Genomic DNA, 21,193 nt, shown 5'->3' with positions numbered 1-21,193 from the left:
GCCTATCGCCTGTGAGTGTTGTCCGCCATGGAAATCAATCCGATCCTCAACAGCATCAAGGACCTGTCCGAGCGCACCCAGTCTATTCGGGGGTATCTTTGACTACGATCTCAAGCATGATCGTCTGGTCGAAGTAAACCGCGAACTCGAAGACCCGAACGTCTGGAACAATCCGGAGTACGCCCAGAACCTGGGCCGCGAGCGCGCCACCCTGGCGCAGATCGTCGAAACCCTGGATGACCTCAGCAGCGGCCTGGCCGATTCCCGCGACCTGCTGGACATGGCCGTCGAAGAAAACGACGAAGGCGCGGTGAACGACGTCGCCAGCGAAGTCGAGCGCCTGCGCACGATCCTCGAGAAACTGGAATTCCGCCGCATGTTCAGCGGCGAGATGGACCCGAACAACGCCTACCTGGACATCCAGGCCGGCTCCGGCGGCACCGAGGCCCAGGACTGGGCCAACATGCTGCTGCGCATGTACCTGCGCTGGGCCGACAAGCACGGCTTCGACGCCACCATCATGGAGCTGTCCGAAGGCGAAGTCGCCGGCATCAAGGGCTGCACCGTGCATATCAAGGGCGAGTACGCCTTCGGCTGGCTGCGCACCGAGATCGGCGTGCACCGCCTGGTGCGCAAGAGCCCGTTCGACTCCGGCAACCGCCGCCACACCTCGTTCACCGCGGTGTTCGTCTCGCCGGAAATCGACGACAACATCGAGATCGAGATCAACCCGGCCGATCTGCGCATCGACACCTACCGTTCCTCCGGCGCCGGCGGCCAGCACGTGAACACCACCGACTCGGCGGTGCGGATCACCCACATCCCGACCAATACCGTGGTGTCGTGCCAGAACGAACGCTCCCAGCACGCCAACAAGGACACCGCCATGAAAATGCTGCGGGCCAAGTTGTACGAGCAGGAAATGCAGAAGCGCAACGCCGCTTCCCAGGCCCTGGAAGACAGCAAGTCGGACATCGGCTGGGGACACCAGATCCGCTCCTACGTGCTCGACCAGTCGCGGATCAAGGACCTGCGCACCGGCGTCGAGCGCAGCGACTGCGACAAGGTGCTCGACGGCGATCTCGACGAGTACCTCGAAGCCAGCTTGAAACAAGGCCTGTAACGGCCATTTCGCGGGGACGGGCCGGCTCGCGCGCAGCCCGTTCTCGATCCAACCATTTTGAATACGCGCCAGGCAGACAGAACGACCATGAGCGACCAACAACTCGACCAGCACGAACTGCAACAGGAAGAAAACAAGCTGATCGCCCAGCGCAAGGAAAAGCTTGCCGCCGTGCGTGAAGCCCAGGCCATCGCCTTCCCCAACGACTTCCGCCGCGACGCCTATTTCGCGGACCTGCAGAAACAGTACGCCGACAAGACCAAGGAAGAGCTGGAAGCCGCAGCCATTCCGGTCAAGGTCGCCGGTCGCATCATGCTCAACCGCGGCTCCTTCATCGTCCTGCAGGACATGACCGGTCGCCTGCAGGTGTACGTCAACCGCAAGACCCTGCCGGAAACGACCCTGGCCGAGGTGAAGACCTGGGACCTGGGCGACATCATCGGCGCCGAGGGCGTGCTGGCGCGCTCAGGCAAGGGCGACCTGTACGTCGACATGAGCAACGTGCGCCTGCTGACCAAGTCGCTGCGCCCGCTGCCGGACAAGCACCACGGCCTGACCGACACCGAGCAGCGCTATCGCCAGCGCTACGTCGACCTGATCGTCAACGAAGAAGTGCGCGAGACCTTCCGCGTGCGCTCCCAGGTGATCGCGCACATCCGCCGCTTCCTCAGCGAGCGCGGTTTCCTCGAAGTGGAAACCCCGATGCTGCAGACCATCCCCGGCGGCGCCGCGGCCAAGCCCTTCGAGACCCACCACAACGCGCTGGACATGCCGATGTTCCTGCGTATCGCCCCGGAGCTGTACCTCAAGCGCCTGGTGGTCGGTGGCTTCGAGAAGGTCTTCGAGATCAACCGCAACTTCCGTAACGAAGGCGTCTCGACCCGGCACAACCCCGAGTTCACCATGCTCGAGTTCTACCAGGCCTACGCCGACTACGAAGACAACATGGACCTGACCGAGGAACTGTTCCGCGAGCTGGCCCAGGCGGTGCTCGGCACCACCGACGTGCCCTACGGCGACAAGGTCTTCCACTTCGGCGAGCCCTTCGTGCGTCTGTCGGTGTTCGACTCGATCCTCAAGTACAACCCGGACATCACCGCGGCCGACCTGCAGGACATCGACAAGGCCCGCGCGATTGCCAAGAAGGCCGGCGCCAAGGTGCTCGGCTTCGAAGGCCTGGGCAAGCTGCAGGTGATGATTTTCGAGGAACTGGTCGAGCACAAGCTGGAGCAGCCGCACTTCATCACCCAGTACCCGTTCGAGGTGTCGCCGCTGGCGCGCCGCAACGACGAGAACCCCAACGTCACCGACCGCTTCGAGCTGTTCATCGGCGGCCGCGAGATCGCCAACGCCTACTCCGAGCTGAACGATGCCGAAGACCAGGCCGAGCGCTTCATGCAGCAGGTCAAGGACAAGGACGCCGGTGACGACGAGGCGATGCACTTCGACGCCGACTTCGTCAACGCCCTCGAATACGGCATGCCGCCCACCGCCGGCGAAGGCATCGGCATCGACCGCCTGGTGATGCTGCTGACCAACTCGCCGTCGATCCGCGACGTCATCCTGTTCCCGCACATGCGCCCGCAGGCCTGAGCCGGAACCCTGAAAAAGCCGCCTTCGGGCGGCTTTTTTCATGCCTGTCGCGCGCGGCTCGCCGGCTTCGCCCCGGCGCTGAATCCGCCTCGTCCACGCGCGTCCGGGTCCATACTCGAAGAGGGTGCGCAGGCCGGCGTGGCGCGCGGAAAAAAGCCGTCCGTGGCAGGCCCGCCGGCGTGACTTCGGCGAGGCACCACCGGTCATATACGCGGGCGGCTCCGGCAGGGTCCGCACCTCGTTGATTCGCCGATAAAAAGTCCAAACAATGCGTCATTACGCCGCCGAGCGGAGGAATTACCGTGTCCCCAGTGCCCCACAGTGACAGCGCCGCCGAGGCCGCCAGCGCGGTTGCCGGAAGCGTTCAGTACCAGGGCCGCAAGGCCGCCCGACAGGGAAGCGAACAGCGTCGCCAGGCGATCCTCGACGCCGCCCTGCGCATCATCGTCCGCGAGGGTGTGCGTGCCGTGCGCCACCGCGCGGTGGCGACCGAGGCCGGCGTGCCTCTGTCCGCCACCACCTACTACTTCAAAGACATCCAAGACCTGATCACCGACACCTTCGCCCTCTTCGTCGAGCGCAGCGCCGAAGCGCTGGCGGCGTTCTGGGCCAGCGTCGAAGACGATCTGCAGGCGATGGTGGCGAGCCTCGCCGGCAGCCAGCAGGCGCGCCAGGAGCTGGTCGAGCGCATCGTCGAACTGGCCATCCAGTACGTGCTGACGCAACTCAACGAGCGCCGCGAGCACCTGCTGGCAGAGCAGGCGTTCCTCCAGGAAGCGCTGCTCAATCCGCGCCTGGAACAACTGGCGCAGAGCCACAGGCGCATCCTTTCCCTTGGCGTGGTGCACTTCTTCCAGGTGCTGGGCTCCGGGCAGCCGGAGCAGGACGCCAAGGTGTTGACGGCCATCATCCTGCAGATGGAGTATCAGGGCCTGCTGGATGGCGTGGAGCGCCTGGATATCTCCGAGATGCGCGCCATCCTGACCCGCTATCTGTATCTGGTCCTTGGGCTCTGATGCCGCCGAGGGCGACATTCATGCCGGTATCCCGCCTGCTCGCGAGGGACGCCTGAGGAGAGTTCGATGAAAGCCTGGCGCGCCCTGTTGTTATTGAGCGTCCTGCTGCTTGGCGGCTGTCTGGTGACCTTCAAGGAGCCCATCGCAGCGCAGGAGGCCGCGCCGGCCCAACTGCTCGGTCAATGGTCGCGGATCGACGAATACGGCGAGGAGCAGTTCCTCGAAATCAGCCGCAACGGCGACAACCGCTACCGCGCCTTCAGTTACTTCGACGACAGCGGCAATACCGACAGCGCCGAGGACCTGCCCTTCACCGTCACCCATCACGGCCAGCGCTGGTACTTCTCCGCCGGCCTGCCGAAGAGCCAGGGCGGCAACTTCGTCCTGGCCGGATTCGAGATCACCGACAAGGACGAACTGGTGATCTACAACCTCGACGTCGAGCAGATCCTCCAGGGCCTGGACAAAGGCGCGCTGCAAGGACAGAAAGTGGACAGCGAGCAAGGCCCCGGCGCCCTGGTGAACAGTCCGCTGGACAAGGTCTTCGCCTACCTCGACGACCCCGCCAATGCCGATGTCTTCGTCGAAGCGCTACGCTTCCAGCGTGTGCCCCAGAAGGAAAGCCCATGAATTCCCGGCGCAAGAACAGCTCGCCCAGCGAGTACCAGCAGATCATCCGTGGCCTTTCCGATCGCCTGGTCGAGGCGCAGACGCCGATCCGCGTGCTCGATGCCATCAAATGGGATGACTCGATCCGCGAGGACTTTCTCAAGGGCCACGGCAAGCATGCGCCCAAGGTCGATCGGGACTACTACGACAGCCGCCCGCTGGCCTTCGACAGCGTCGCCAAGAAGCAGGAATTCCAGAACCTGGAGCGCGACATCACCCGGCTGCTCGGGCAGTTCAACCCGGTCGGGCAGATCATGCGACGCATGTGCCGCGAGTACCGCATGGTCATCCGCATGCTCGAAGCCCGCGGCACCCAGGACTTCGGGCTGATCTCCCAGGAACTCTACGGTTCGGCCTCGGACGCCTTCCATGCCGGCGACCCGACCCTGGCCGACCTCGGCCTGATGCTCTCCGATTACCTGAACAACATCGCCCACCGTGGCGACCTCAAGGACGAACCCAAGACCCTCACCGCCGGCCAGGTGGTGAACATGCTGCAGGAACGCCTGAACCTGGTGTTCGGCGAGGCCGAGGGCACCATCCGCGTGTTCGAGTCCGACGGCATCGTCGCCGACGCCGCGGCCGGCGCCGACTACATCAAGGTGCGCGCCGATGCGCTGTTCAACGAGCGCGACGTGCGCGCGCTGGAGGTCCACGAGGGGCTGGTGCATGTCGGCACCACCCTCAATGGCCTCAACCAGCCGATCTGCACCTTCCTCGCCAAGGGCCCGCCGTCCTCCACCGTGACCCAGGAAGGCCTGGCCATCCTCATGGAGGTGATCGCCTTCGCCTCCTACCCGACGCGCTTGCGCAAGCTGACCAATCGCACCCGCGCCATCCACATGGCCGAGGAGGGCGCCGACTTCATCGAGGTGTTCGAGTTCTACCGCGAGCAGGGCTACAGCCAGGAAAGCAGCTACCAGAACGCCAGCCGGGTGTTCCGCGGCTCGACGCCGAACGGGCTGCCCTTCACCAAGGACCTGTCCTACCTGAAGGGCTTCATCCTGATCTACAACTACATCCAGCTCGCCGTGCGCAAAGGCAAACTGGAGCAGATTCCCTTGCTGTTCTGCGGCAAGGCCACCCTGGAAGACATGCGTACCCTGCGGCAATTGGTGGACGAGGGCCTGGTGGTGCCGCCGAAGTACCTGCCGCCGCAGTTCCGCGACCTCAATGCGCTGTCGGCCTGGATGTGTTTCTCCAACTTCCTCAACCACCTGAGCCTGGACCGCATCGAAGCCGACTACGCCAACATCCTGTAAGCGGAGCGCCGTGTCACCCGCAGGATGGCGTTGCGCGGAGCGATGCCTGTCACCCGTGTTCGCCGGCTCAGCCGCGCCCGCCGTGTGCGTGGCAGCGGACCATGCCGGCGGCAGTTGAATACAAGGACGCGCCACTGATGAATGTTCGCTTCAAGGCTGTCGCCGTAGCCCTGCTGCTCGCCCTCGGGGGCTGCAGTTCGCTGCTGTTCTATCCCAGCCCCGACGTGGCCATCACGCCCAAGCGCGCCAAGCTGGAGTACCGCGATGTCAGCATCACCACCGCCGATGGCGTGAAGCTGGCCGGCTGGTGGTTGCCGGCCAAGCCCGGCGTGCCGGTGAAGGGCACCGTGCTGCACCTGCATGGCAACGGCGGCAACATGGCCTGGCACCTGGGCGGCACCTTCTGGCTGCCCAAGCAGGGCTACCAGGTGCTGATGCTCGATTACCGCGGCTACGGACATTCCGCAGGCGACCCGACGCTGCCGGAGGTCTACCGCGACATCGACGCCGCGTTCACCTGGCTGGAGCAGGCGCCGGAAACCCAGGGCAAGCCGCTGATCCTGCTCGGGCAGAGCCTGGGCGGCGCCCTGGCGGTGCATTACCTGGCCGAGCATCCGCAGCGCCTGCATCAGCTCAACGCGCTGGTGCTCGATGGCGTGCCGGCCAGCTATCGCCAGGTCGGCCGCTATGCCCTGAGCAACGCCTGGCTGACCTGGCCGCTGCAGGTGCCGTTGTCCTGGCTGGTGCCCGACGGCGACAGCGCGATACGCGCCATGCCGCGACTTTCTGGCGCACCCGTGCTGTTCTTTCACAGCATCGACGATACCATCGTGCCCCTGGACAACGGCCTGAGCCTGTACAAGGCCGCCCGCCCGCCAAAGGTGTTCCAACTGACCCGCGGCAACCATGTGGAAACCTTCGGCGATCCGACCTGGCGTGAAGTGATGCTGCGCTTCCTCGACGATCCGCAGCATTTCAGCGGCCTGCGTCGTCTCGCCGAAGTCCCCAACAGCGACCCGCCGGCGCAGCCGGCCAGCAACTCCCAAGGCAAACCATGAGCACATCCACCGACCGCAACATGATTCCGTACATCCTCACCGCCATCGGCAGCGTCTTCGCCAGCGTCGCGGTGCTCTGGTTCTATGGCTACGTGCATTTCGCCAAGGAGGAGGACGCCCTGCTGCTGGCCGACTTCACCATGCTCAAGAGCGTGCCCGGCGAAGACATCAAGCTGTCGCTGGAGCCGGCCAACCAGGTCGCCCAGTGCATCGATGGCGTGCTGGTGCTGCTCGATACCACCCAGAAGGGGCTGTCCGGCGTACTGGTCGACAAGCAGAAGCACGCGGTGCGCTGCGCCGGCCAGGAAACCCCGCAGCAAGTGAAGTAAGAGGCGGCCCGGTGAGCAGCATCCGGGTCTGGCAGGGCGACATCACCCGCCTGGCGGTCGATGCCATCGTCAACGCGGCGAACACCTCGCTGCTCGGCGGCGGCGGTGTCGACGGCGCCATCCATCGTGCCGCCGGCGCGGAACTGCTGGCCCACTGCCGGCTGCTCGGCGGTTGCCGCACCGGCGAAGCGAAGATCACCCCGGCCTTCCGCCTGCCGGCCCGCTACATCATTCACACCGCCGGGCCGGTCTGGCGCGGCGGCGAGCATGGCGAGGCGGAGTTGCTCGCCGCCTGCTACCGCAACAGCCTGGCGCTGGCCGAGCAGCATGGCCTGCAGAGCATCGCGTTTCCGGCGATCAGTTGCGGCATCTACCGCTTTCCCCACGAGCTGGCGGCGCGCATCGCCATCAGCGAACTGCGCCGTGCGCAAGCCGCCGATGGCAGCCTGCGCGAGCTGATCCTGGTGCCCTTCGGCGAAGACATGGCCAGGCTCTACCAGCGGCTGCTGGCCGAGGCCTAGGGCCTGCGGCCTGGCGCTCCGGCAGGCCGTCCCAGCGGCGGAGCTGGCGGCGTCCGCGGCGGTCGCTTCAGGGGCGGATGCGCAGCAGGCGCAAACCGTTGAACACCACCAGCAGGCTGGCGCCCATGTCGGCGAACACCGCCATCCACAGGGTGCCTTCACCGGTCAGGGTGAGGGCGAGGAACAACGCCTTGATGCCCAGCGCCAGGCTGATGTTCTGCAGCAGCACGGCGTGGGTGCGGCGCGACAGGCGGATGAACTGCGGTAGCTTGCGCAGGTCGTCGTCCATCAAGGCCACGCCGGCGGTTTCGATGGCCGTGTCGGTGCCGGCGGCGCCCATGGCGAAGCCGATATCGGCGCGGGCCAGGGCCGGCGCGTCGTTGATCCCGTCGCCGACCATGCCGACCCGCGCGCCGCCGTCCTGCAGGGCTTTCACCTCGTTCAGCTTGTCTTCCGGGAGCAGGTTGCCGCGTGCCTCGTCGATGCCTACCTGCTGGCCGATGGCGCTGGCGGTGTGCGGGTTGTCGCCGGTGAGCATGAGGGTCTTCACGCCCAGCCGATGCAGTTCGGCGACCGCTTCGCGACTGGTCTCCTTGACCGTGTCGGCGACGGCGAACAGCGCCAGCGGCCCCGTGCCATCGAGCAGCACGATGACCGTCTTGCCCTGCCGTTCGAGAGCGTCCAGACGCGCCTCCAGGTCGGCCGAGCAGAGCCCCAGCTCCTCCACCAGGCGGTGGTTGCCCAGGTGGTAGAGGTGGCCGTCGATCTCACCCTTGACGCCGCGTCCGGGGATGGCCGCCAGCTCGCTGACCGCATACAGCGCCAGGTTGTCCGCTTCGGCGGCGCGCGCCACGGCCTGCGACACCGGGTGGTCGGAACGCGCCGCCAGGCTGGCGGCGAGCGCGCGGACGCCGTCGCTGTTCTCGCGCAGGGCCTGGTAATCGGTCTGTCGCGGCCGGCCTTCGGTGAGCGTGCCGGTCTTGTCCAGGGCCAGCCACTGCAGTAGCCGTCCGAGTTCGAGGAACACCCCGCCCTTGATCAGGATGCCCAGGCGTGCCGCCGCCGAGAGGCCGCTGACGATGGTCACCGGGGTGGAGATGACCAGCGCGCAGGGGCAGGCGATCACCAACAGCACCAGGGCGCGGTAGACCCAGTCGAGCCAGGCGCCGCCGAAGGCCAGCGGCGGCAGTAGCGCGGTAGCGATGGCGATGAGGATCACCGCCGGGGTGTAGAGGCGGGCGAATTGGTCGACGAAGCGCTGGGTCGGCGCGCGCGAGCCCTGGGCTTCTTCCACGGCATGGATGATCCGCGCCAGGGTGCTGTCGTCGGCGCTGCGCGTGACGCGGTATTCCAGCGCGCCCTCGGCATTGATGCTGCCGGCGAACAACGCGTCGCCCGGCTGTTTCTCCACCGGCAGGCTTTCCCCGGTGATGGGCGCCTGGTCGACGCTGGAGCGGCCCTCCAGAACCTCGCCGTCGAGGGCGATGCGCTCGCCCGGCCGCACGCGCACGCGGCTGCCCAGGGCCACGGCTTTCACCGGCAGATCGCGCCATTCGCCCTCGACCAGCACCGTGGCCTGCTCCGGGGTCAGTTGCAGCAGGCCGCGAATGGCGTTGCGCGCCCGCTCCAGCGACTTGGCCTCGATCAGTTCGGCGATGGCGAAGAGCACCGCGACCATGGCTGCTTCCGGCCACTGGCCGATGAGCACGGCGCCGGTCACCGCGATGCTCATCAGCGCGTTGATGTTCAGGTCACGGTTCTTCAGGGCGATCCAGCCCTTGCGGTAGGTCGGCAGGCCGGCGCCGAGGATGGCCAGCACGGCGAGCGTGGCGACCAGCCAGCGCGGGCCGACGGCGAACCATTCGAGGGCTTCCGCCGCCAGCGCCAGGCCGCCGGCCAGGGCCAGTGGCCACCAGGGCTTGTGCGGCGTGGCGGGGGCCGCGCCGGTGGCGCCGTCGTCCAGCGGCTCGGCCTGCATGCCCAGGGAGGCGATCAGCCGTTGCAGCGGTTCCAGGCTGTCGAAGCGATGCTGCACCTTGAGCAGGCGCTGCATCAGATTGAATTCCAGTTGCTCCACCGCCGGCAGCTTGCCCAGCGCTTCGCGCAGCAGGCGTTCCTCGGTGGGGCAGTCCATGGCTTCGATGCGCAGGCTGCTCCAGCGCAGTGCGCCGCTGGCGGCGGCCTCACCGGCGGTCAGCGGCACGGCGGCGCTGTGCGGCTGGCGGTGGCTGTGCTCGTGCTCATGCTCATGCTCATGCTCATGCTCATGCGCGTGATGGTGATCGTGGCGCTGTGCAGGGCCATGATCGTGGCATTGACAGTGCCCGCATCCAGGTTGGCGGCTGTTGGCATCGCTCATCAGGTCGGTTCCCATTTGACGGTATGGCGGCGATTGCACACCCTGTAGCCACTACAGAGTCAAGCGGGAACCTCAGCGTCCTTGCCTTGTGTCAGGCGCGGCGGTTCTTTTCAGGTGGATCAGCAGGAGGATCAGATGAAGATCGGCGAACTGGCCAAGCTTACCGGCTGCCCGGTGGAAACCATCCGTTACTACGAGCGCGAGGGGCTGCTGCCGGAGCCGGCGCGCTCGGGGGGCAACTACCGGCAGTACGACAACGGCCACGTCGAGCGGCTGTCGTTCATCCGCCATTGCCGCTCGCTGGACATGACGCAGGAGGAAATCCGCATCCTGCTCGGCCTGCGCGATCGCCCGGAGGCCGATTGCGGCACGGCCAACCGGCTGATCGACGAGCATCTGCACCATGTCGAGGTGCGCATCGCCGAGCTGCAGTCGCTGCGCCAGCAGTTGCAGGACTTGCGGGCCCGTTGCAGTGGCAGCGGCAGCAGCGAGGACTGCGGGATCCTGCGGGAACTGGAGCTGCCGGCCGAACCCTCCAGCGTGCCGGAGGCCTGCGCCGAGGCCGGGCATCTGCATGTGCCCGGCGTTCACCGGCGGCATTGAGGGCCTCAGCCCATGGCGGAGAAATAGCCAGAGGCCATCGGGGCGCCGGCGGCCCGGCGCACTCGCCGGGCCGAAACCAAGCCGGCCCCTGGGCCAGGGCTGGGAAAGCCGCGTCGACGTCAAGAAAAAGCCGGACCATGGGGTCCGGCTTTGTCCGCGCGTTGCTGCTCTATCAGCAACAGGTGCAAGAAGCAGGCAATCAGCTCGATATGATTTGCACCTGCTCTGCCTGAATACCTTTATCACCGGAGATGGCCAGGAAGGTCACATACTGTCCTTCGTTCAGGCATTGGCGGCCACCGCCCTCGATATCTCCATAGTGCACATAGATGTCATTTCCCTCCTCAGGCTTGATGAAACCGTAGCCTTTCTTGGCATCGAACCATTTGACGACTCCGGACTGACGTGTAGCCATTGCTGGTCTCCAAAATGAGTTCTCGCGGCTCAGCAACAGTTCTGGCCGAGACTGGCTGCGCGCTCGGCTGACAGAGAGAAAGAGGGGGCAAACCCTGGATCGGGAGGCCGCAAAACGGTGCAAGCAGTGGTTTCACCATACGCCCTTTCCCCTCAGGGAATCGGTTTATTTGCCGACAGGACTGGCCGCATGGGGGCATGGATCGGCAGGCAGGTTGCGCCGAACGGGGCAGTGGCGACGCGGAGCGCTATCCGCGCGGGCGGGGGAGTGACAGGCGTGGTTGGCTTTGCACGGAAACCACCCATGCAGGGTGTGGTTTCGTCCAGAGTCTGGGGCGGATGGCCTGTTCGTCGCGTTGTTCTCTGCCTGCTAGACCGCAGGTGGCTTCCACCCAGCGCACCGCCTGGCCTGTTCGTCGGGCGATCGCCGTCCGCTGGCGAGTCTGGACGCTCCTGGCCGCGCGGGGGAGATCACCCGTCTCAGGTTTGGCTGGGCTCTTCCTCCGGCTCGTTCAATTCATGCAGGTACTTGCGCGACAGTTGCAGGAAGCGCGGAGTCGGGCCGATGTCTTCGTACAGCGGGTCGCCCTGTTCATCGAGCGCCACCACCTTCTGCCCCCTGACGTAGGGGAAGCTCGCCTCCAGTTCTTCCAGCGCCGAGCTGACCAGCTCGCCGAGCAGTTCCTCGACGCTGCGCTTGGGATACATATCGTGCAGCGCGGCGAGGCGCGCGGCGGTTTCCACGTCCAGGGGAATACTGTAGTGATGGCTGGTCAGGCGTCCCCTGGCGCTCTGTTCCCAATGGCGTACCAGATCGCGAATCTTCATGTTCACCTCGTGGGCCGGCTCGTGGCCGGCGTGGCGGGCGGCCCTCGTGGGGTCGGCCCTGGTTTTTTCCCGAATCGTTCGGGATCACTTTCAGCCTAGACGCTGTCCGAGCAGGACCACGGGCGTTCGTCGCATGCTTGTCAGGCGCCGTCGCCAGCCGCAATTTAGGCTTAGAACGAAACGTCACCGGGCGCCGGCCGTTGTCGTGCCGCCCCCGGACCACCTCGCAAGGAGAACCCGCCATGCCGGATATCGATGCGCGCCTGCGCGAAGACGTACATCTGCTGGGCGAGCTGCTCGGGCAGACCATCCGCAACCAGTACGGCCAGGCCTTCCTCGACAAGATCGAACTGATCCGCCAGGGCGCCAAGGCGGCCCGGCGTGGCTCGGCGGAGGGGGCGAAGCAGCTCACCGCGACCCTCGACGGCCTCGGCGAGGATGAACTGCTGCCCGTGGCGCGGGCGTTCAACCAGTTCCTCAACCTGGCCAATATCGCCGAGCAGTACCAGCGCATTCGCCGGCGCCAGCCGAAGGAGCCGGAAGCCTTCGAGAACCGGGTGCTCGGTGAGTTGCTCGGACGCCTGGGCAAGGCCGGTTTCGCCCCCGAGGAACTGGCCAGGCAACTGGCCGCGCTGGATATCGAGCTGGTACTGACCGCGCACCCCACCGAAGTGGCGCGGCGTACCCTGATCCAGAAGTACGACGCCCTGGACGCCCAACTGGCGGCGCAGGATCACGCCGACCTGTTGCCGGAAGAGCGCCAGCAGGTGCGCCAGCGCCTGCACCGGCTGATCGCCGAGGCCTGGCATACCGATGAAATCCGTCGCACCCGGCCGACCCCGGTGGACGAGGCCAAGTGGGGCTTCGCGGTGATCGAGCATTCGTTGTGGCAAGCGCTGCCGGACTTCCTCCGGCATGTCGACGACACCCTGCACGCCTGCACCGGCCAGCGCCTGCCGCTGAGCGCGGCGCCGATCCGTTTTGCCTCCTGGATGGGCGGCGATCGCGACGGCAACCCCAACGTCACCGCGGCGATCACCCGCGAGGTGCTGCTGCTGGCGCGCTGGATGGCCGCCGACCTGTACCTGCGCGATGTCGATGCGCTGGCGGCGGACTTGTCCATGCAGCAGGCCAGCGCGGAACTGCTGGGCGAAGTAGGGCAGGTCGCCGAACCCTATCGCGCGCTGCTCAAACAATTGCGCGAACGCCTGCGCGCGACCCGTGCCTGGGCCGAGCGCGCCCTGCATGGCGATGAGGAGCCGAGCGCGGATGTGTTGCAGGACAACCGTGAACTGCTCGATCCCCTCGAACGCTGCCACCGCTCGCTGCATGCCTGCGGGATGGGCGTGATCGCCGATGGCGCCTTGCTCGACTGCCTGCGCCGCGCCGCCACCTTCGGCCTGTTCCTGACCCGCCTGGACATTCGCCAGGACTCCAGCCGCCACGCCCGCGCCATGAGCGAGATCACCGAGTTCCTCGGCCTCGGTCGCTATGAGCAATGGGGCGAGGCGGTGCGCCAGGAATTCCTCCTCGAAGAACTGAACAACCGCCGGCCGTTGCTGCCGCCGGACTTCCCGGCCTCGGCCGAGACCGCCGAGGTGCTGGCTACCTGCCGGGTCGCCGCGGCGGCGCCGCCGGCCTCGCTGGGCTCCTATGTGATCTCCATGGCCGGCCAGCCCTCCGACGTGCTGGTCGTGCAACTGTTGCTCAAGGAGTGCGGCCTGCGCCGGCCGTTGCGCGTGGTGCCGCTGTTCGAAACCCTCGCCGACCTGGACAACGCCGGGCCCTGCGTCGACCGCCTGCTCGGCCTGGACGCCTACCGCGAAGGCCTCGCCGGCCCGCAGGAAGTGATGATCGGCTACTCCGACTCGGCCAAGGACGCCGGCACCCTGGCGGCGGCCTGGGCGCAGTACCGCGCCCAGGAAGCGCTGGTGGAGATCTGCCGGCGGCATGGCGTCGAGCTGCTGCTGTTCCATGGCCGCGGCGGCACGGTCGGGCGCGGTGGCGGTCCGGCCCACGCAGCCATCCTCTCGCAGCCACCCGGCTCGGTGGCCGGGCGCTTCCGCACCACCGAACAGGGCGAGATGATCCGCTTCAAGTTCGGCCTGCCGGGAATCGCCAGGCAGAACCTCAACCTCTACCTGGCCGCCGTGCTGGAGGCCACCCTGTCGCCGCCGCCAGCGCCGGAGCCGGCCTGGCGCGAGGAAATGCAGCGCCTCGCCGCCGATGGTTTGGCCGCCTACCGCGCGGTGGTGCGCGACACCCCGCAGTTCGTCGATTACTTCCGCGAGGCCACCCCGGAACAGGAACTCGGCCGCCTGCCGCTAGGCAGCCGGCCGGCCAAGCGCCGCGAGGGCGGCATCGAGAGCCTGCGGGCGATTCCCTGGATCTTCGCCTGGACCCAGACACGGCTGATGCTGCCAGCCTGGCTGGGCTGGGAGAGCGCGCTGCTGAACGCCATCGAGCGCGGCGAGGGCGCGCTGCTGGAGCGCATGCGCAGCCAGTGGCCGTTCTTCCGGGCGCGCATCGACATGCTGGAAATGGTCCTGGCCAAGGCCGACGGCGAAATCGCCCAACTCTATGACGACCGCCTGGTGCAATCGGAACTGCGACCTCTCGGTGCGCATTTACGCGACCTATTGTCGCAGGCGGTGCGCGTGGTACTCGGTTTGACCGGGCAGTCGCGGTTGCTCGCGCAGGCCAGCGAAACCCGCGAATCCATTGCCATCCGCAATATCTACCTGGACCCGCTACACCTGCTCCAGGCTGAGCTTCTGGCCCGCTCCAGACGTTGCCAGGGCGACGCCTGCGGAGGCCTGGAACAGGCCATGCTGGTCACCGTGGCGGGCATTGCGGCGGGGCTGCGCAACACCGGCTGAGGCCTTGCCGACGCCACTTTGCGGTGGCTTGTGCGCATGGGGTGCGCTGTGTATCTTGAACGTCCTTTCGGCGCTTTCCTGCGCCATTCCAAGCATGTTCAGATTGGCCCCCTGCGGCAGATCCGGGATTTCGCTTTTAACAAGACTAAGGAGCATATCGATGCGTGTGATTCTGCTCGGGGCGCCCGGTGCCGGCAAAGGTACTCAGGCTCGCTTCATCACAGAGAAGTTCGGCATTCCGCAGATCTCCACTGGCGACATGCTGCGCGCCGCGGTCAAGGCCGGCACCGAACTGGGCCTGCAGGCCAAGAGCGTGATGGATGCCGGCGGCCTGGTTTCCGATGACCTGATCATCAACCTGGTGAAAGAGCGCATCGCCCAGGCCGATTGCGCCAACGGTTTCCTCTTCGACGGCTTCCCGCGCACCATCCCGCAGGCCGAGGCCATGAAGGAAGCCGGCGTGACCATCGACAACGTGATCGAGATCGCCGTCGACGACGAGGAAATCGTCAGCCGCATGGCCGGTCGCCGCGTGCACCCGGCTTCCGGCCGCGTCTACCACATCCAGCACAACCCGCCGAAGGTGGCTGGCAAGGACGACGAGACCGGCGAAGAGCTGATCCAGCGCGAGGACGACAAGGAAGAAACCGTGCGTCACCGTCTGTCGGTCTACCATTCGCAGACCAAGCCGCTGGTGGACTTCTACCAGAAGCTCGCCGCCGTCGAAGGCACCCCGAAGTACAGCCGCGTCGAAGGCGTCGGCTCGGTCGAAGAGATCACCGGCAAGGTCCTCAAGGCGCTCAGCTGAGTCGCTTTCGGATCAGCACCAGAGGCCCGCTTGCGGGCCTTTGGCGTTTATAATGCCCGCCCTTTTTCAGCTTGCCGGACTTTCCCATGCCCACTCTGCTGGCCCTGGATACCTCCACCGAAGCCTGTTCCGTGGCCCTGCTGCACGATGGCCGCAGGTTCAGTCGCCACGAGGTGATCCCGCGCCTGCACGCCAAGCGCCTGCTGCCGATGGTGCAGGAGCTGCTCGACGAGGCCGGCATCGCCCTCGCCGCGGTCGATGCCATCGCCTTTGGCCGCGGACCCGGCGCCTTTACCGGGGTGCGTATCGCCATCGGCGTGGTGCAAGGCCTGGCCTTCGCCCTGGAGCGTCCGGTACTGCCGATCTCCGACCTGGCGGTGCTGGCGCAGCGGGCTTACCGCGAGCATGGCGTCAGCCAGGTGGCCGCGGCGATCGACGCGCGCATGGACGAGGTCTATTGGGGCTGTTACCGCCTGGAGCAGGGCGAGATGCGCCTGGGCGGGGCGGAGGCGGTGCTGCCACCGGAGCGCGTCGAGCTGCCGCGTGACGCCAGTGGCGACTGGTTCGGCGCCGGCACCGGCTGGGGCTATCGCGAGCGCCTGGCGGTCAAGGTCGCGGGCGAGGATGCCAGCCTGCTGCCGCATGCCGAGGACCTGCTCGATCTGGCCCTGTTCGCCTGGCAGCGCGGCGACGCCGTGCCGGCCGATCAGGCGCAGCCGGTCTATCTGCGCGACAACGTGGCGACGCCGAAAGCCGGTTGAGCCCCGCGCGTGACCGTCCGTTGCCGCCCGATTGCCAAGGGCGTGGGTGGTCGCTAGAGTTGAATCCTTATCCGCTGAGCCTTGAAGATGCGCATCGACGGCCTTTCCAGCCCATCCGTTTCGCCTGACCGCAGCAGCCGTGCCGGCTCCGCGGTCACGCCTTATCGCGAGGTCATGCGCGATGCGGAAGTGCGCCGCGAGCAGCCGTCCGCCACCTCGGCCAGCCAGGGCCTGGAGTCGCAGGCGCAGACGCGCCGGGTCGAAGCCAGCAACGCCAGCAGCAACGCCAGCCTGCCGATCGTCTTCAACGACAGCCTGAGCTACCAACGCCCCCTCAGCAGCCGCGCCGCCCAGGCGCTGGCCAGCTACAGCAGCACCGCCAACCTGCCGCTCTCCGCCAACGACGCCCCGGAAGTGCTGGGCATCGACCTCTACGCCTGATCCGATGACCGTGTTGCCTTACTTCCTGGGCTGCCCGTCCTGGAACGAGCCGGCCTGGCGCGGCACGTTCTATCCCCAGGATCTGCGCCCGGCCGAGACCCTGGCCTGCTACAGCCAGGTGTTCAACGCGGTGGAGGGCAACACTACCTTCTACGCCCGGCCGAACGCCGAGACCCTGCGGCGCTGGGCGGAGACCATGCCGGCGGCTTTCCATTTCTGCGCCAAGCTGCCACGCGACATCAGCCATGACGGCGACTTGCGTGAGCAGTTCGACGCCAGTCGCGCCTTCCTCGCGCTGCTGGCGCCGCTGGGCGCGCGGGTCACGCCGCTCTGGCTGCAACTGCCGGCGGCCTTCGGTCCGGCGCGCCTGGGCGAACTGGCTGCCTGGCTCGACGCATTCGCCGAGCGGCGTCTCGCCGTCGAGGTCCGGCATCCCGCGTTCTTCGCCAAGGGCGAGGAGGAGCGTGCGCTCAATCGCCTGTTGCATGAACGCGGCGTCGAGCGCATCTGCCTCGATTCGCGGGCGCTGTTCGCCTGCCGTTCGGACGCCCCGGCAGTGCTTCACGCGCAGTCGAAGAAGCCCAGGGTGCCGGTGCGCCCGGCGGCGTTCAGCGAGAGTCCGCAGGTGCGTTTCATCGGCGGCCCGGACCTGGATGCCAACCAGCCTTACCTGCTGCCCTGGGTGGACAAGGTCGCCGCCTGGATCGAGCAGGGCCTGACCCCGCATGTCTTCCTGCACACCCCTGACAACCACCTCGCCGCCGCCCAGGCGCAGCGCTTCCACCAGTTGCTCGGCGAGCGCCTGCCAGGGCTGCCGGCGCTCGCCGTGCCGACCCCGGAGGTCGAGCAACTGGGGCTGCTCTAGCGCCTCGCGCGCTGCCGTGGAGGAGGCTAACCTGCTGCTTCTCTCACCCCCGCAAGGAGCGCTCCATGATTACCCAGCGAGAACGCGGCCTGGCTTTCCAGGCGTTGCACCAGCGCGACGGCCTGTTCGTGCTGCCCAACCCGTGGGATGCCGGTTCGGCGAAGATGCTCGCCGGCCTCGGCTTCCAGGCCCTGGCCAGCACCAGCGCCGGATTGGCGTTTTCCCTCGGCCGCTGTGACGCCGAAGGGGCGGTCGGCCGCGAGGAAGCCCTGGCCAACGCCCGCGCCATCGTCGAAGCCACGCCGCTGCCGGTGGCCGCCGACCTGGAGAACGGCTACTGCGATCACCCCGACACCTGTGCCGAAACCATCCGCCTGGCCGCCTCCATCGGCCTGGTTGGTGGCTCCATCGAAGACGCCACGGGGCGCCCCGAGGAACCGATCTATCCCTTCGAGCTGGCGGTCGAGCGGGTGCGTGCGGCGGTGCGCGCCGCGCGCTCGCTGGACTTCCCCTTCACCCTGGCGGCGCGGGCGGAGAACCTGTTGCACGGGCGCAACGACCTGGACGACAGCATCCGCCGTCTGCAGGCCTATGCCGAGGCCGGGGCCGACGTGCTCTACGCACCGGGGCTGAGCAGCCGCGAGGAAATCGTGGCGGTGGTCCAGGCGCTGGCGCCGTGCCCGGTCAACGTGCTGGTCGGCTCGCCGGCGCTGAAGCTGTCGCTGGAGGAACTGGCGGCGCTCGGCGTCAAGCGCGTCAGTCTCGGCTCGGCGCTGGCGCGGGTGGCCTATGGCGCCTTCTTCCAGGCCGCCGAGGAACTGGCCGGCGGTGGTCTGGGCGCGGTGCAGCGGGGCATGCCCTTCGCCCAGATCAATCAGCTGTTCCGGCGTTGAGCGGCCGGCTGCGCTAGAATCGGCGCTTTTTCACCGGACTGCCCGCATGAGCGACACCACCGACGCCCCCCGCATCATCGTCCAGGCCCTGGCGCCGCAGTGGCGTGAAGCCGCGCAGGCGTGGGCGCAGCGCCTGGGCCTGGAATATGCCGAACAGCGCGAGGCGGACTTCGCCCTGCAACTCGGTGACGAGGGCCTGCAGTTGCTGCAACTGGGGCCGGACTCGCCGGGGCCGGTGCGGGTGGATTTCCTCGAGGGCGCCACCGCGCACCGCCGCCAGTTCGGCGGTGGCAGCGGGCAGATGATCGCCAAGGCCGTGGGGGTCCAGTCCGGTGTGCGGCCCTTCGTGCTCGACGCCACCGCCGGGCTTGGCCGCGATGCCTTCGTGCTCGCCACCCTCGGTTGTCGGATGCGCCTGATCGAGCGCCAGCCGCTGATCGCCGCCTTACTGGAAGATGGCCTGGCGCGTGCCGCGGGTGATCCCGAGGTGGGCGCCATCGTGGCGCGCATGCCGCTCAGCCAGGGCAACGCCATCGAGCTGATGGGGGACTGGCAGGGCGAGGCGCCGCAAGTCATCTACCTCGACCCGATGTTCCCGCACCGCGACAAAAGCGCCCTGGTGAAGAAAGAAATGCGCCTGTTCCGCCCCCTGGTGGGCGATGACCAGGATGCCCCGGCCTTGCTCCAGGCCGCCCTCGCCCTGGCCAGCCACCGGGTGGTGGTGAAACGCCCGCGCAAGGCGCCGATCATCGACGGCGCCAAGCCCAGCCACAGCCTGGAAGGCAAGTCCAGCCGCTACGACATCTATGCGCTGAAATCGCTCAAGGGCTGACGCTCGGCGCCGCCGGCACGCTCGACAGCCATGTGGCAGCCGATCGATGGGAGTCGCTGCGCTCGTCCCATCCTACGGGTTGGTTCCTGGTTGGGCGGGGGGCTTTATGGCCGATAGGCGCGGAGGAAGAGTTCCACCACTTCGCGGACGTGGGCGTCGGCGTCTTCCGCGCTGGGCGGTTCGATGCAGCCGATCAGCAGGCGGAAGTGCGTACAGCCCTGCACCAGCATCAGGAAATGCTCGGCGGCGCTGCGCGCATCGCCCGCGCGCAGCGTGCCGTTGCGCTGGGCCTGGTCGATCAGGCGTTCCATCTGTGCGAGCACGCGCTGCGGACCGGCGTCGAAGAACAACTGCGATAACTGCGGGTTCTGCCCGCCCTGGGCGATCATCAGGCGGCTCAGGGCGATGGCCTCGTGGCTGTTGATCAGCCGATTGAAACCGCGCGCGATGGTCAGCAGCAGGGTCTCCACCGGGGCGTCGGCCGACGGTTCATGGAAAAGTTCGGGCAGCTGCTCGGCGCATTTGGCCTGCACCGCCTCGCAGAACAGCGTCTCCTTGTCGGTGAAGTGGCTGTACACGGTGAGCTTGGAGACGCCGGCTTCGGCGGCGATGGCTTCCATGCTGCTGCCGTCGTAGCCCTTGCTGACGAACAGGCGCTTGGCGGCCTCGAGGATCGCCTGGCGCTTGGCCAGGTCCTTCGGGCGGCCCGGGCCGTTGCTATGGGGAGTCTGGGACATGGTTACAATTTATATACTGGACTGGTCAGTTTTGTATTCTTACTATACCCGCGAGTATAAGAATTCAAACCCGCTTTGCGAAAGGTCATCATCATGTTCCGCCATGTCCTGTCCCTCGCTTTCCCCCTGGCCCTTTCCCTTTCACTGACCGCCTGCGGCAATGGCGAGCCGCTCAAGCCGTTGGCGCGCCCGGCCATGGTGGTGCAGCCGCAGCCGGCGCGTGCGGCCACCGAGGCCTATCCCGGTGAGGTGCGCGCCCGTCTCGAACCGGAATTGGCGTTCCGTATCGGCGGCAAGGTGGTCAAGCGCCTGGTGGAGACCGGCGAGCGCGTGCGGCGCGATCAGGCATTGGCAGAACTCGATCCGCAGGACGTGCGCCTGCAACTGGAAGCCACTCGCGCCCAGGTCGCCGCCGCCGAGGCCAACCTGCAGACCGTGCGTTCCGAGTACGCCCGCTACAAGACGCTGCTGGAGCGGCAACTGGTCAGCCGTTCGCAGTTCGACAACATCGAGAACAGCTACCGCGCCGGTGAGGCACGGCTGAAGCAGATTCGCGCGGAGTACGACGTGGCGCGCAACCAGGCCGACTATGCGGTGCTGCGCGCGCCGCAGGATGGGGTGATCTCGGCGCGCCGGGTCGAGGTCGGCCAGGTGGTGGCCGCCGGGCAGACGGTGTTCACCCTAGCCGCCGATGGCGAGCGCGAGGTGTTGATCAGCTTCCCGGAGCACGCCATCGAGCGCTTCCGCATCGGCGAGGGGGTCAGCGTGGAGCTGTGGTCGCAGCGCGACAAACGCTTCAGCGGGCATATCCGCGAGCTGTCGCCGGCGGCCGATCCGCAGTCGCGGACCTTCGCCGCGCGGGTCGCCTTCGATGGCGCCAAGGTTCCCGCCGAGCTGGGCCAGAGTGCCCGCGTGTATGTCTACAGCGAGGGCGCCGTGCCGCTCTCGGTGCCGCTCTCGGCGGTCAGCGCCGAGGCCGGCCAGGCCTTCGTCTGGGTGGTCGATCCGGCGACCTCGACCCTGCAACGCCGGCCGGTCCGCATCGGGCCCTTCGCCGAGGATCGGGTGCCGGTGCTCGACGGGCTGAAGGCCAGCGACTGGGTGGTCGCCGCTGGCGTCCAGGTCCTGCGCGAGGGACAGCAGGTCCGCCCGGTCGATCGCGACAACCGTTCGGTCAAGCTGCTGGCGAAGGAGTAACGCCC

At 67.2% G+C, this 21,193-nt stretch carries 21 protein-coding genes; 17 read left to right on the top strand and 4 right to left on the bottom strand.

The window, feature by feature from the left end; genetic code table 11:
* Positions 1-27: 27 nt before the first annotated feature.
* The 8 genes from prfB (at position 28) to BLQ74_RS04490 (ending at position 7,571) form a co-directional block, all read left to right on the top strand.
* Positions 28-1,123, top strand: a protein-coding gene (prfB, locus tag BLQ74_RS04525; protein ID WP_139199037.1) for a peptide chain release factor 2 whose coding sequence is annotated in 2 segments (ribosomal slippage) — positions 28-99 and positions 101-1,123 — 1,095 coding nt in all. Because the reading frame shifts where the segments join, the coding sequence is not laid out codon by codon here.
* Between the two features lie 87 nt (positions 1,124-1,210).
* On the top strand, positions 1,211-2,716 hold the full coding sequence (lysS, locus tag BLQ74_RS04520; protein WP_090261346.1) for a lysine--tRNA ligase: 1,506 nt from the start codon (positions 1,211-1,213) through the stop codon (positions 2,714-2,716).
* Positions 2,717-3,018: 302 nt separating this feature from the next.
* Complete coding sequence (locus BLQ74_RS04515) at positions 3,019-3,732, top strand: TetR/AcrR family transcriptional regulator (protein ID WP_090261343.1); 714 nt, start codon at positions 3,019-3,021, stop codon at positions 3,730-3,732.
* 66 nt (positions 3,733-3,798) lie between these two features.
* Positions 3,799-4,362 (top strand): hypothetical protein, encoded by a 564-nt coding sequence (locus BLQ74_RS04510; protein ID WP_090261341.1) that lies wholly within the window; start codon positions 3,799-3,801, stop codon positions 4,360-4,362.
* Positions 4,359-5,663 carry a flavohemoglobin expression-modulating QEGLA motif protein gene (locus BLQ74_RS04505; RefSeq protein ID WP_090261339.1) on the top strand — a complete coding sequence of 435 codons (1,305 nt, stop codon included), beginning with the start codon at positions 4,359-4,361 and terminating at the stop codon, positions 5,661-5,663. The genes BLQ74_RS04510 and BLQ74_RS04505 overlap by 4 nt, the downstream gene beginning before the upstream one ends.
* Positions 5,664-5,800: 137 nt before the next feature.
* A complete protein-coding gene (locus tag BLQ74_RS04500) occupies positions 5,801-6,721 on the top strand; it encodes an alpha/beta hydrolase (RefSeq protein WP_090261337.1) in 921 nt (306 codons plus the stop codon).
* The gene (locus BLQ74_RS04495) at positions 6,718-7,050 is read left to right on the top strand and encodes a PA3694 family proteiin (RefSeq protein ID WP_090261335.1); all 333 of its coding nucleotides are present in this window, start codon (positions 6,718-6,720) and stop codon (positions 7,048-7,050) included. Before BLQ74_RS04500 ends, BLQ74_RS04495 begins: the two co-directional genes overlap by 4 nt.
* 11 nt (positions 7,051-7,061) lie before the next feature.
* Positions 7,062-7,571 (top strand): O-acetyl-ADP-ribose deacetylase, encoded by a 510-nt coding sequence (locus tag BLQ74_RS04490; protein ID WP_090261333.1) that lies wholly within the window; start codon positions 7,062-7,064, stop codon positions 7,569-7,571.
* Between the two features lie 67 nt (positions 7,572-7,638).
* Here BLQ74_RS04490 and BLQ74_RS04485 read toward each other — a convergent pair whose 3' ends face one another.
* Positions 7,639-9,930, bottom strand: a complete 2,292-nt coding sequence (locus BLQ74_RS04485) for a heavy metal translocating P-type ATPase (protein WP_244507148.1) — start codon at positions 9,928-9,930, stop codon at positions 7,639-7,641.
* A 135-nt stretch (positions 9,931-10,065) separates the two neighbouring features.
* On the opposite strand from BLQ74_RS04485, the gene cadR reads away from it, so the two are divergent.
* Entirely contained in the window at positions 10,066-10,533 is a 468-nt protein-coding gene (gene cadR, locus BLQ74_RS04475) for a Cd(II)/Pb(II)-responsive transcriptional regulator (RefSeq protein WP_090261329.1), read from the top strand.
* A 199-nt stretch (positions 10,534-10,732) separates the two neighbouring features.
* Here cadR and BLQ74_RS04470 read toward each other — a convergent pair whose 3' ends face one another.
* Together BLQ74_RS04470 and BLQ74_RS04465 are read right to left on the bottom strand one after the other, a co-directional pair.
* The gene (locus tag BLQ74_RS04470; protein WP_090261327.1) at positions 10,733-10,948 is read right to left on the bottom strand and encodes a cold-shock protein; all 216 of its coding nucleotides are present in this window, start codon (positions 10,946-10,948) and stop codon (positions 10,733-10,735) included.
* A gap of 479 nt (positions 10,949-11,427) precedes the next feature.
* On the bottom strand, positions 11,428-11,775 hold the full coding sequence (locus tag BLQ74_RS04465) for a pilin assembly protein (protein WP_090261325.1): 348 nt from the start codon (positions 11,773-11,775) through the stop codon (positions 11,428-11,430).
* A 242-nt stretch (positions 11,776-12,017) separates the two neighbouring features.
* Between BLQ74_RS04465 and ppc the strand changes: the two genes are divergently transcribed.
* From ppc to BLQ74_RS04430, 7 genes are all read left to right on the top strand, one after another.
* The gene (gene ppc / locus BLQ74_RS04460) at positions 12,018-14,654 is read left to right on the top strand and encodes a phosphoenolpyruvate carboxylase (protein ID WP_090261323.1); all 2,637 of its coding nucleotides are present in this window, start codon (positions 12,018-12,020) and stop codon (positions 14,652-14,654) included.
* Positions 14,655-14,814: 160 nt separating this feature from the next.
* Complete coding sequence (gene adk, locus BLQ74_RS04455; RefSeq protein ID WP_090261321.1) at positions 14,815-15,462, top strand: adenylate kinase; 648 nt, start codon at positions 14,815-14,817, stop codon at positions 15,460-15,462.
* A gap of 86 nt (positions 15,463-15,548) precedes the next feature.
* Positions 15,549-16,223 carry a tRNA (adenosine(37)-N6)-threonylcarbamoyltransferase complex dimerization subunit type 1 TsaB gene (gene tsaB / locus BLQ74_RS04450; protein ID WP_090261319.1) on the top strand — a complete coding sequence of 225 codons (675 nt, stop codon included), beginning with the start codon at positions 15,549-15,551 and terminating at the stop codon, positions 16,221-16,223.
* Between the two features lie 87 nt (positions 16,224-16,310).
* On the top strand, positions 16,311-16,664 hold the full coding sequence (locus tag BLQ74_RS04445) for a hypothetical protein (RefSeq protein ID WP_090261317.1): 354 nt from the start codon (positions 16,311-16,313) through the stop codon (positions 16,662-16,664).
* Between the two features lie 4 nt (positions 16,665-16,668).
* Positions 16,669-17,529, top strand: a complete 861-nt coding sequence (locus BLQ74_RS04440) for a DUF72 domain-containing protein (RefSeq protein ID WP_090261315.1) — start codon at positions 16,669-16,671, stop codon at positions 17,527-17,529.
* Between the two features lie 65 nt (positions 17,530-17,594).
* Complete coding sequence (locus BLQ74_RS04435) at positions 17,595-18,422, top strand: isocitrate lyase/PEP mutase family protein (protein WP_090261313.1); 828 nt, start codon at positions 17,595-17,597, stop codon at positions 18,420-18,422.
* A 46-nt stretch (positions 18,423-18,468) separates the two neighbouring features.
* Positions 18,469-19,254, top strand: a complete 786-nt coding sequence (locus tag BLQ74_RS04430) for a class I SAM-dependent methyltransferase (RefSeq protein ID WP_090261311.1) — start codon at positions 18,469-18,471, stop codon at positions 19,252-19,254.
* Between the two features lie 104 nt (positions 19,255-19,358).
* On the opposite strand, the gene BLQ74_RS04425 is transcribed toward BLQ74_RS04430, so the two are convergent.
* Positions 19,359-19,991, bottom strand: coding sequence for a TetR/AcrR family transcriptional regulator (locus tag BLQ74_RS04425; protein WP_090261309.1), 633 nt, complete (start codon positions 19,989-19,991; stop codon positions 19,359-19,361).
* Positions 19,992-20,084: 93 nt separating this feature from the next.
* On the opposite strand from BLQ74_RS04425, the gene BLQ74_RS04420 reads away from it, so the two are divergent.
* Complete coding sequence (locus BLQ74_RS04420; RefSeq protein WP_090261971.1) at positions 20,085-21,188, top strand: efflux RND transporter periplasmic adaptor subunit; 1,104 nt, start codon at positions 20,085-20,087, stop codon at positions 21,186-21,188.
* Positions 21,189-21,193 lie beyond the last annotated feature (5 nt).

The organism is Pseudomonas panipatensis, from assembly GCF_900099785.1.
GTDB classification, from domain to species: Bacteria; Pseudomonadota; Gammaproteobacteria; order Pseudomonadales; family Pseudomonadaceae; genus Pseudomonas; species Pseudomonas panipatensis.
Note: the sequence above shows the minus strand (reverse complement) of the source record. Positions and strands in the feature narration are given on the sequence as shown.

What these genes read in the sequence shown, in the direction of transcription:
- BLQ74_RS04485 (WP_244507148.1), bottom strand. Translation starts at nt 9,930, where the DNA reads ATGAGCGATGCCAACAGCCGCCAACCTGGATGCGGGCACTGTCAATGC.
- BLQ74_RS04435 (WP_090261313.1), top strand. Translation starts at nt 17,595, where the DNA reads ATGATTACCCAGCGAGAACGCGGCCTGGCTTTCCAGGCGTTGCACCAG.
- adk (WP_090261321.1), top strand. Translation starts at nt 14,815, where the DNA reads ATGCGTGTGATTCTGCTCGGGGCGCCCGGTGCCGGCAAAGGTACTCAG.
- BLQ74_RS04425 (WP_090261309.1), bottom strand. Translation starts at nt 19,991, where the DNA reads ATGTCCCAGACTCCCCATAGCAACGGCCCGGGCCGCCCGAAGGACCTG.
- BLQ74_RS04430 (WP_090261311.1), top strand. Translation starts at nt 18,469, where the DNA reads ATGAGCGACACCACCGACGCCCCCCGCATCATCGTCCAGGCCCTGGCG.
- ppc (WP_090261323.1), top strand. Translation starts at nt 12,018, where the DNA reads ATGCCGGATATCGATGCGCGCCTGCGCGAAGACGTACATCTGCTGGGC.
- BLQ74_RS04445 (WP_090261317.1), top strand. Translation starts at nt 16,311, where the DNA reads ATGCGCATCGACGGCCTTTCCAGCCCATCCGTTTCGCCTGACCGCAGC.
- lysS (WP_090261346.1), top strand. Translation starts at nt 1,211, where the DNA reads ATGAGCGACCAACAACTCGACCAGCACGAACTGCAACAGGAAGAAAAC.
- BLQ74_RS04440 (WP_090261315.1), top strand. Translation starts at nt 16,669, where the DNA reads ATGACCGTGTTGCCTTACTTCCTGGGCTGCCCGTCCTGGAACGAGCCG.
- cadR (WP_090261329.1), top strand. Translation starts at nt 10,066, where the DNA reads ATGAAGATCGGCGAACTGGCCAAGCTTACCGGCTGCCCGGTGGAAACC.
- BLQ74_RS04500 (WP_090261337.1), top strand. Translation starts at nt 5,801, where the DNA reads ATGAATGTTCGCTTCAAGGCTGTCGCCGTAGCCCTGCTGCTCGCCCTC.
- BLQ74_RS04495 (WP_090261335.1), top strand. Translation starts at nt 6,718, where the DNA reads ATGAGCACATCCACCGACCGCAACATGATTCCGTACATCCTCACCGCC.
- tsaB (WP_090261319.1), top strand. Translation starts at nt 15,549, where the DNA reads ATGCCCACTCTGCTGGCCCTGGATACCTCCACCGAAGCCTGTTCCGTG.
- BLQ74_RS04465 (WP_090261325.1), bottom strand. Translation starts at nt 11,775, where the DNA reads ATGAAGATTCGCGATCTGGTACGCCATTGGGAACAGAGCGCCAGGGGA.
- BLQ74_RS04505 (WP_090261339.1), top strand. Translation starts at nt 4,359, where the DNA reads ATGAATTCCCGGCGCAAGAACAGCTCGCCCAGCGAGTACCAGCAGATC.
- BLQ74_RS04470 (WP_090261327.1), bottom strand. Translation starts at nt 10,948, where the DNA reads ATGGCTACACGTCAGTCCGGAGTCGTCAAATGGTTCGATGCCAAGAAA.
- BLQ74_RS04510 (WP_090261341.1), top strand. Translation starts at nt 3,799, where the DNA reads ATGAAAGCCTGGCGCGCCCTGTTGTTATTGAGCGTCCTGCTGCTTGGC.
- BLQ74_RS04420 (WP_090261971.1), top strand. Translation starts at nt 20,085, where the DNA reads ATGTTCCGCCATGTCCTGTCCCTCGCTTTCCCCCTGGCCCTTTCCCTT.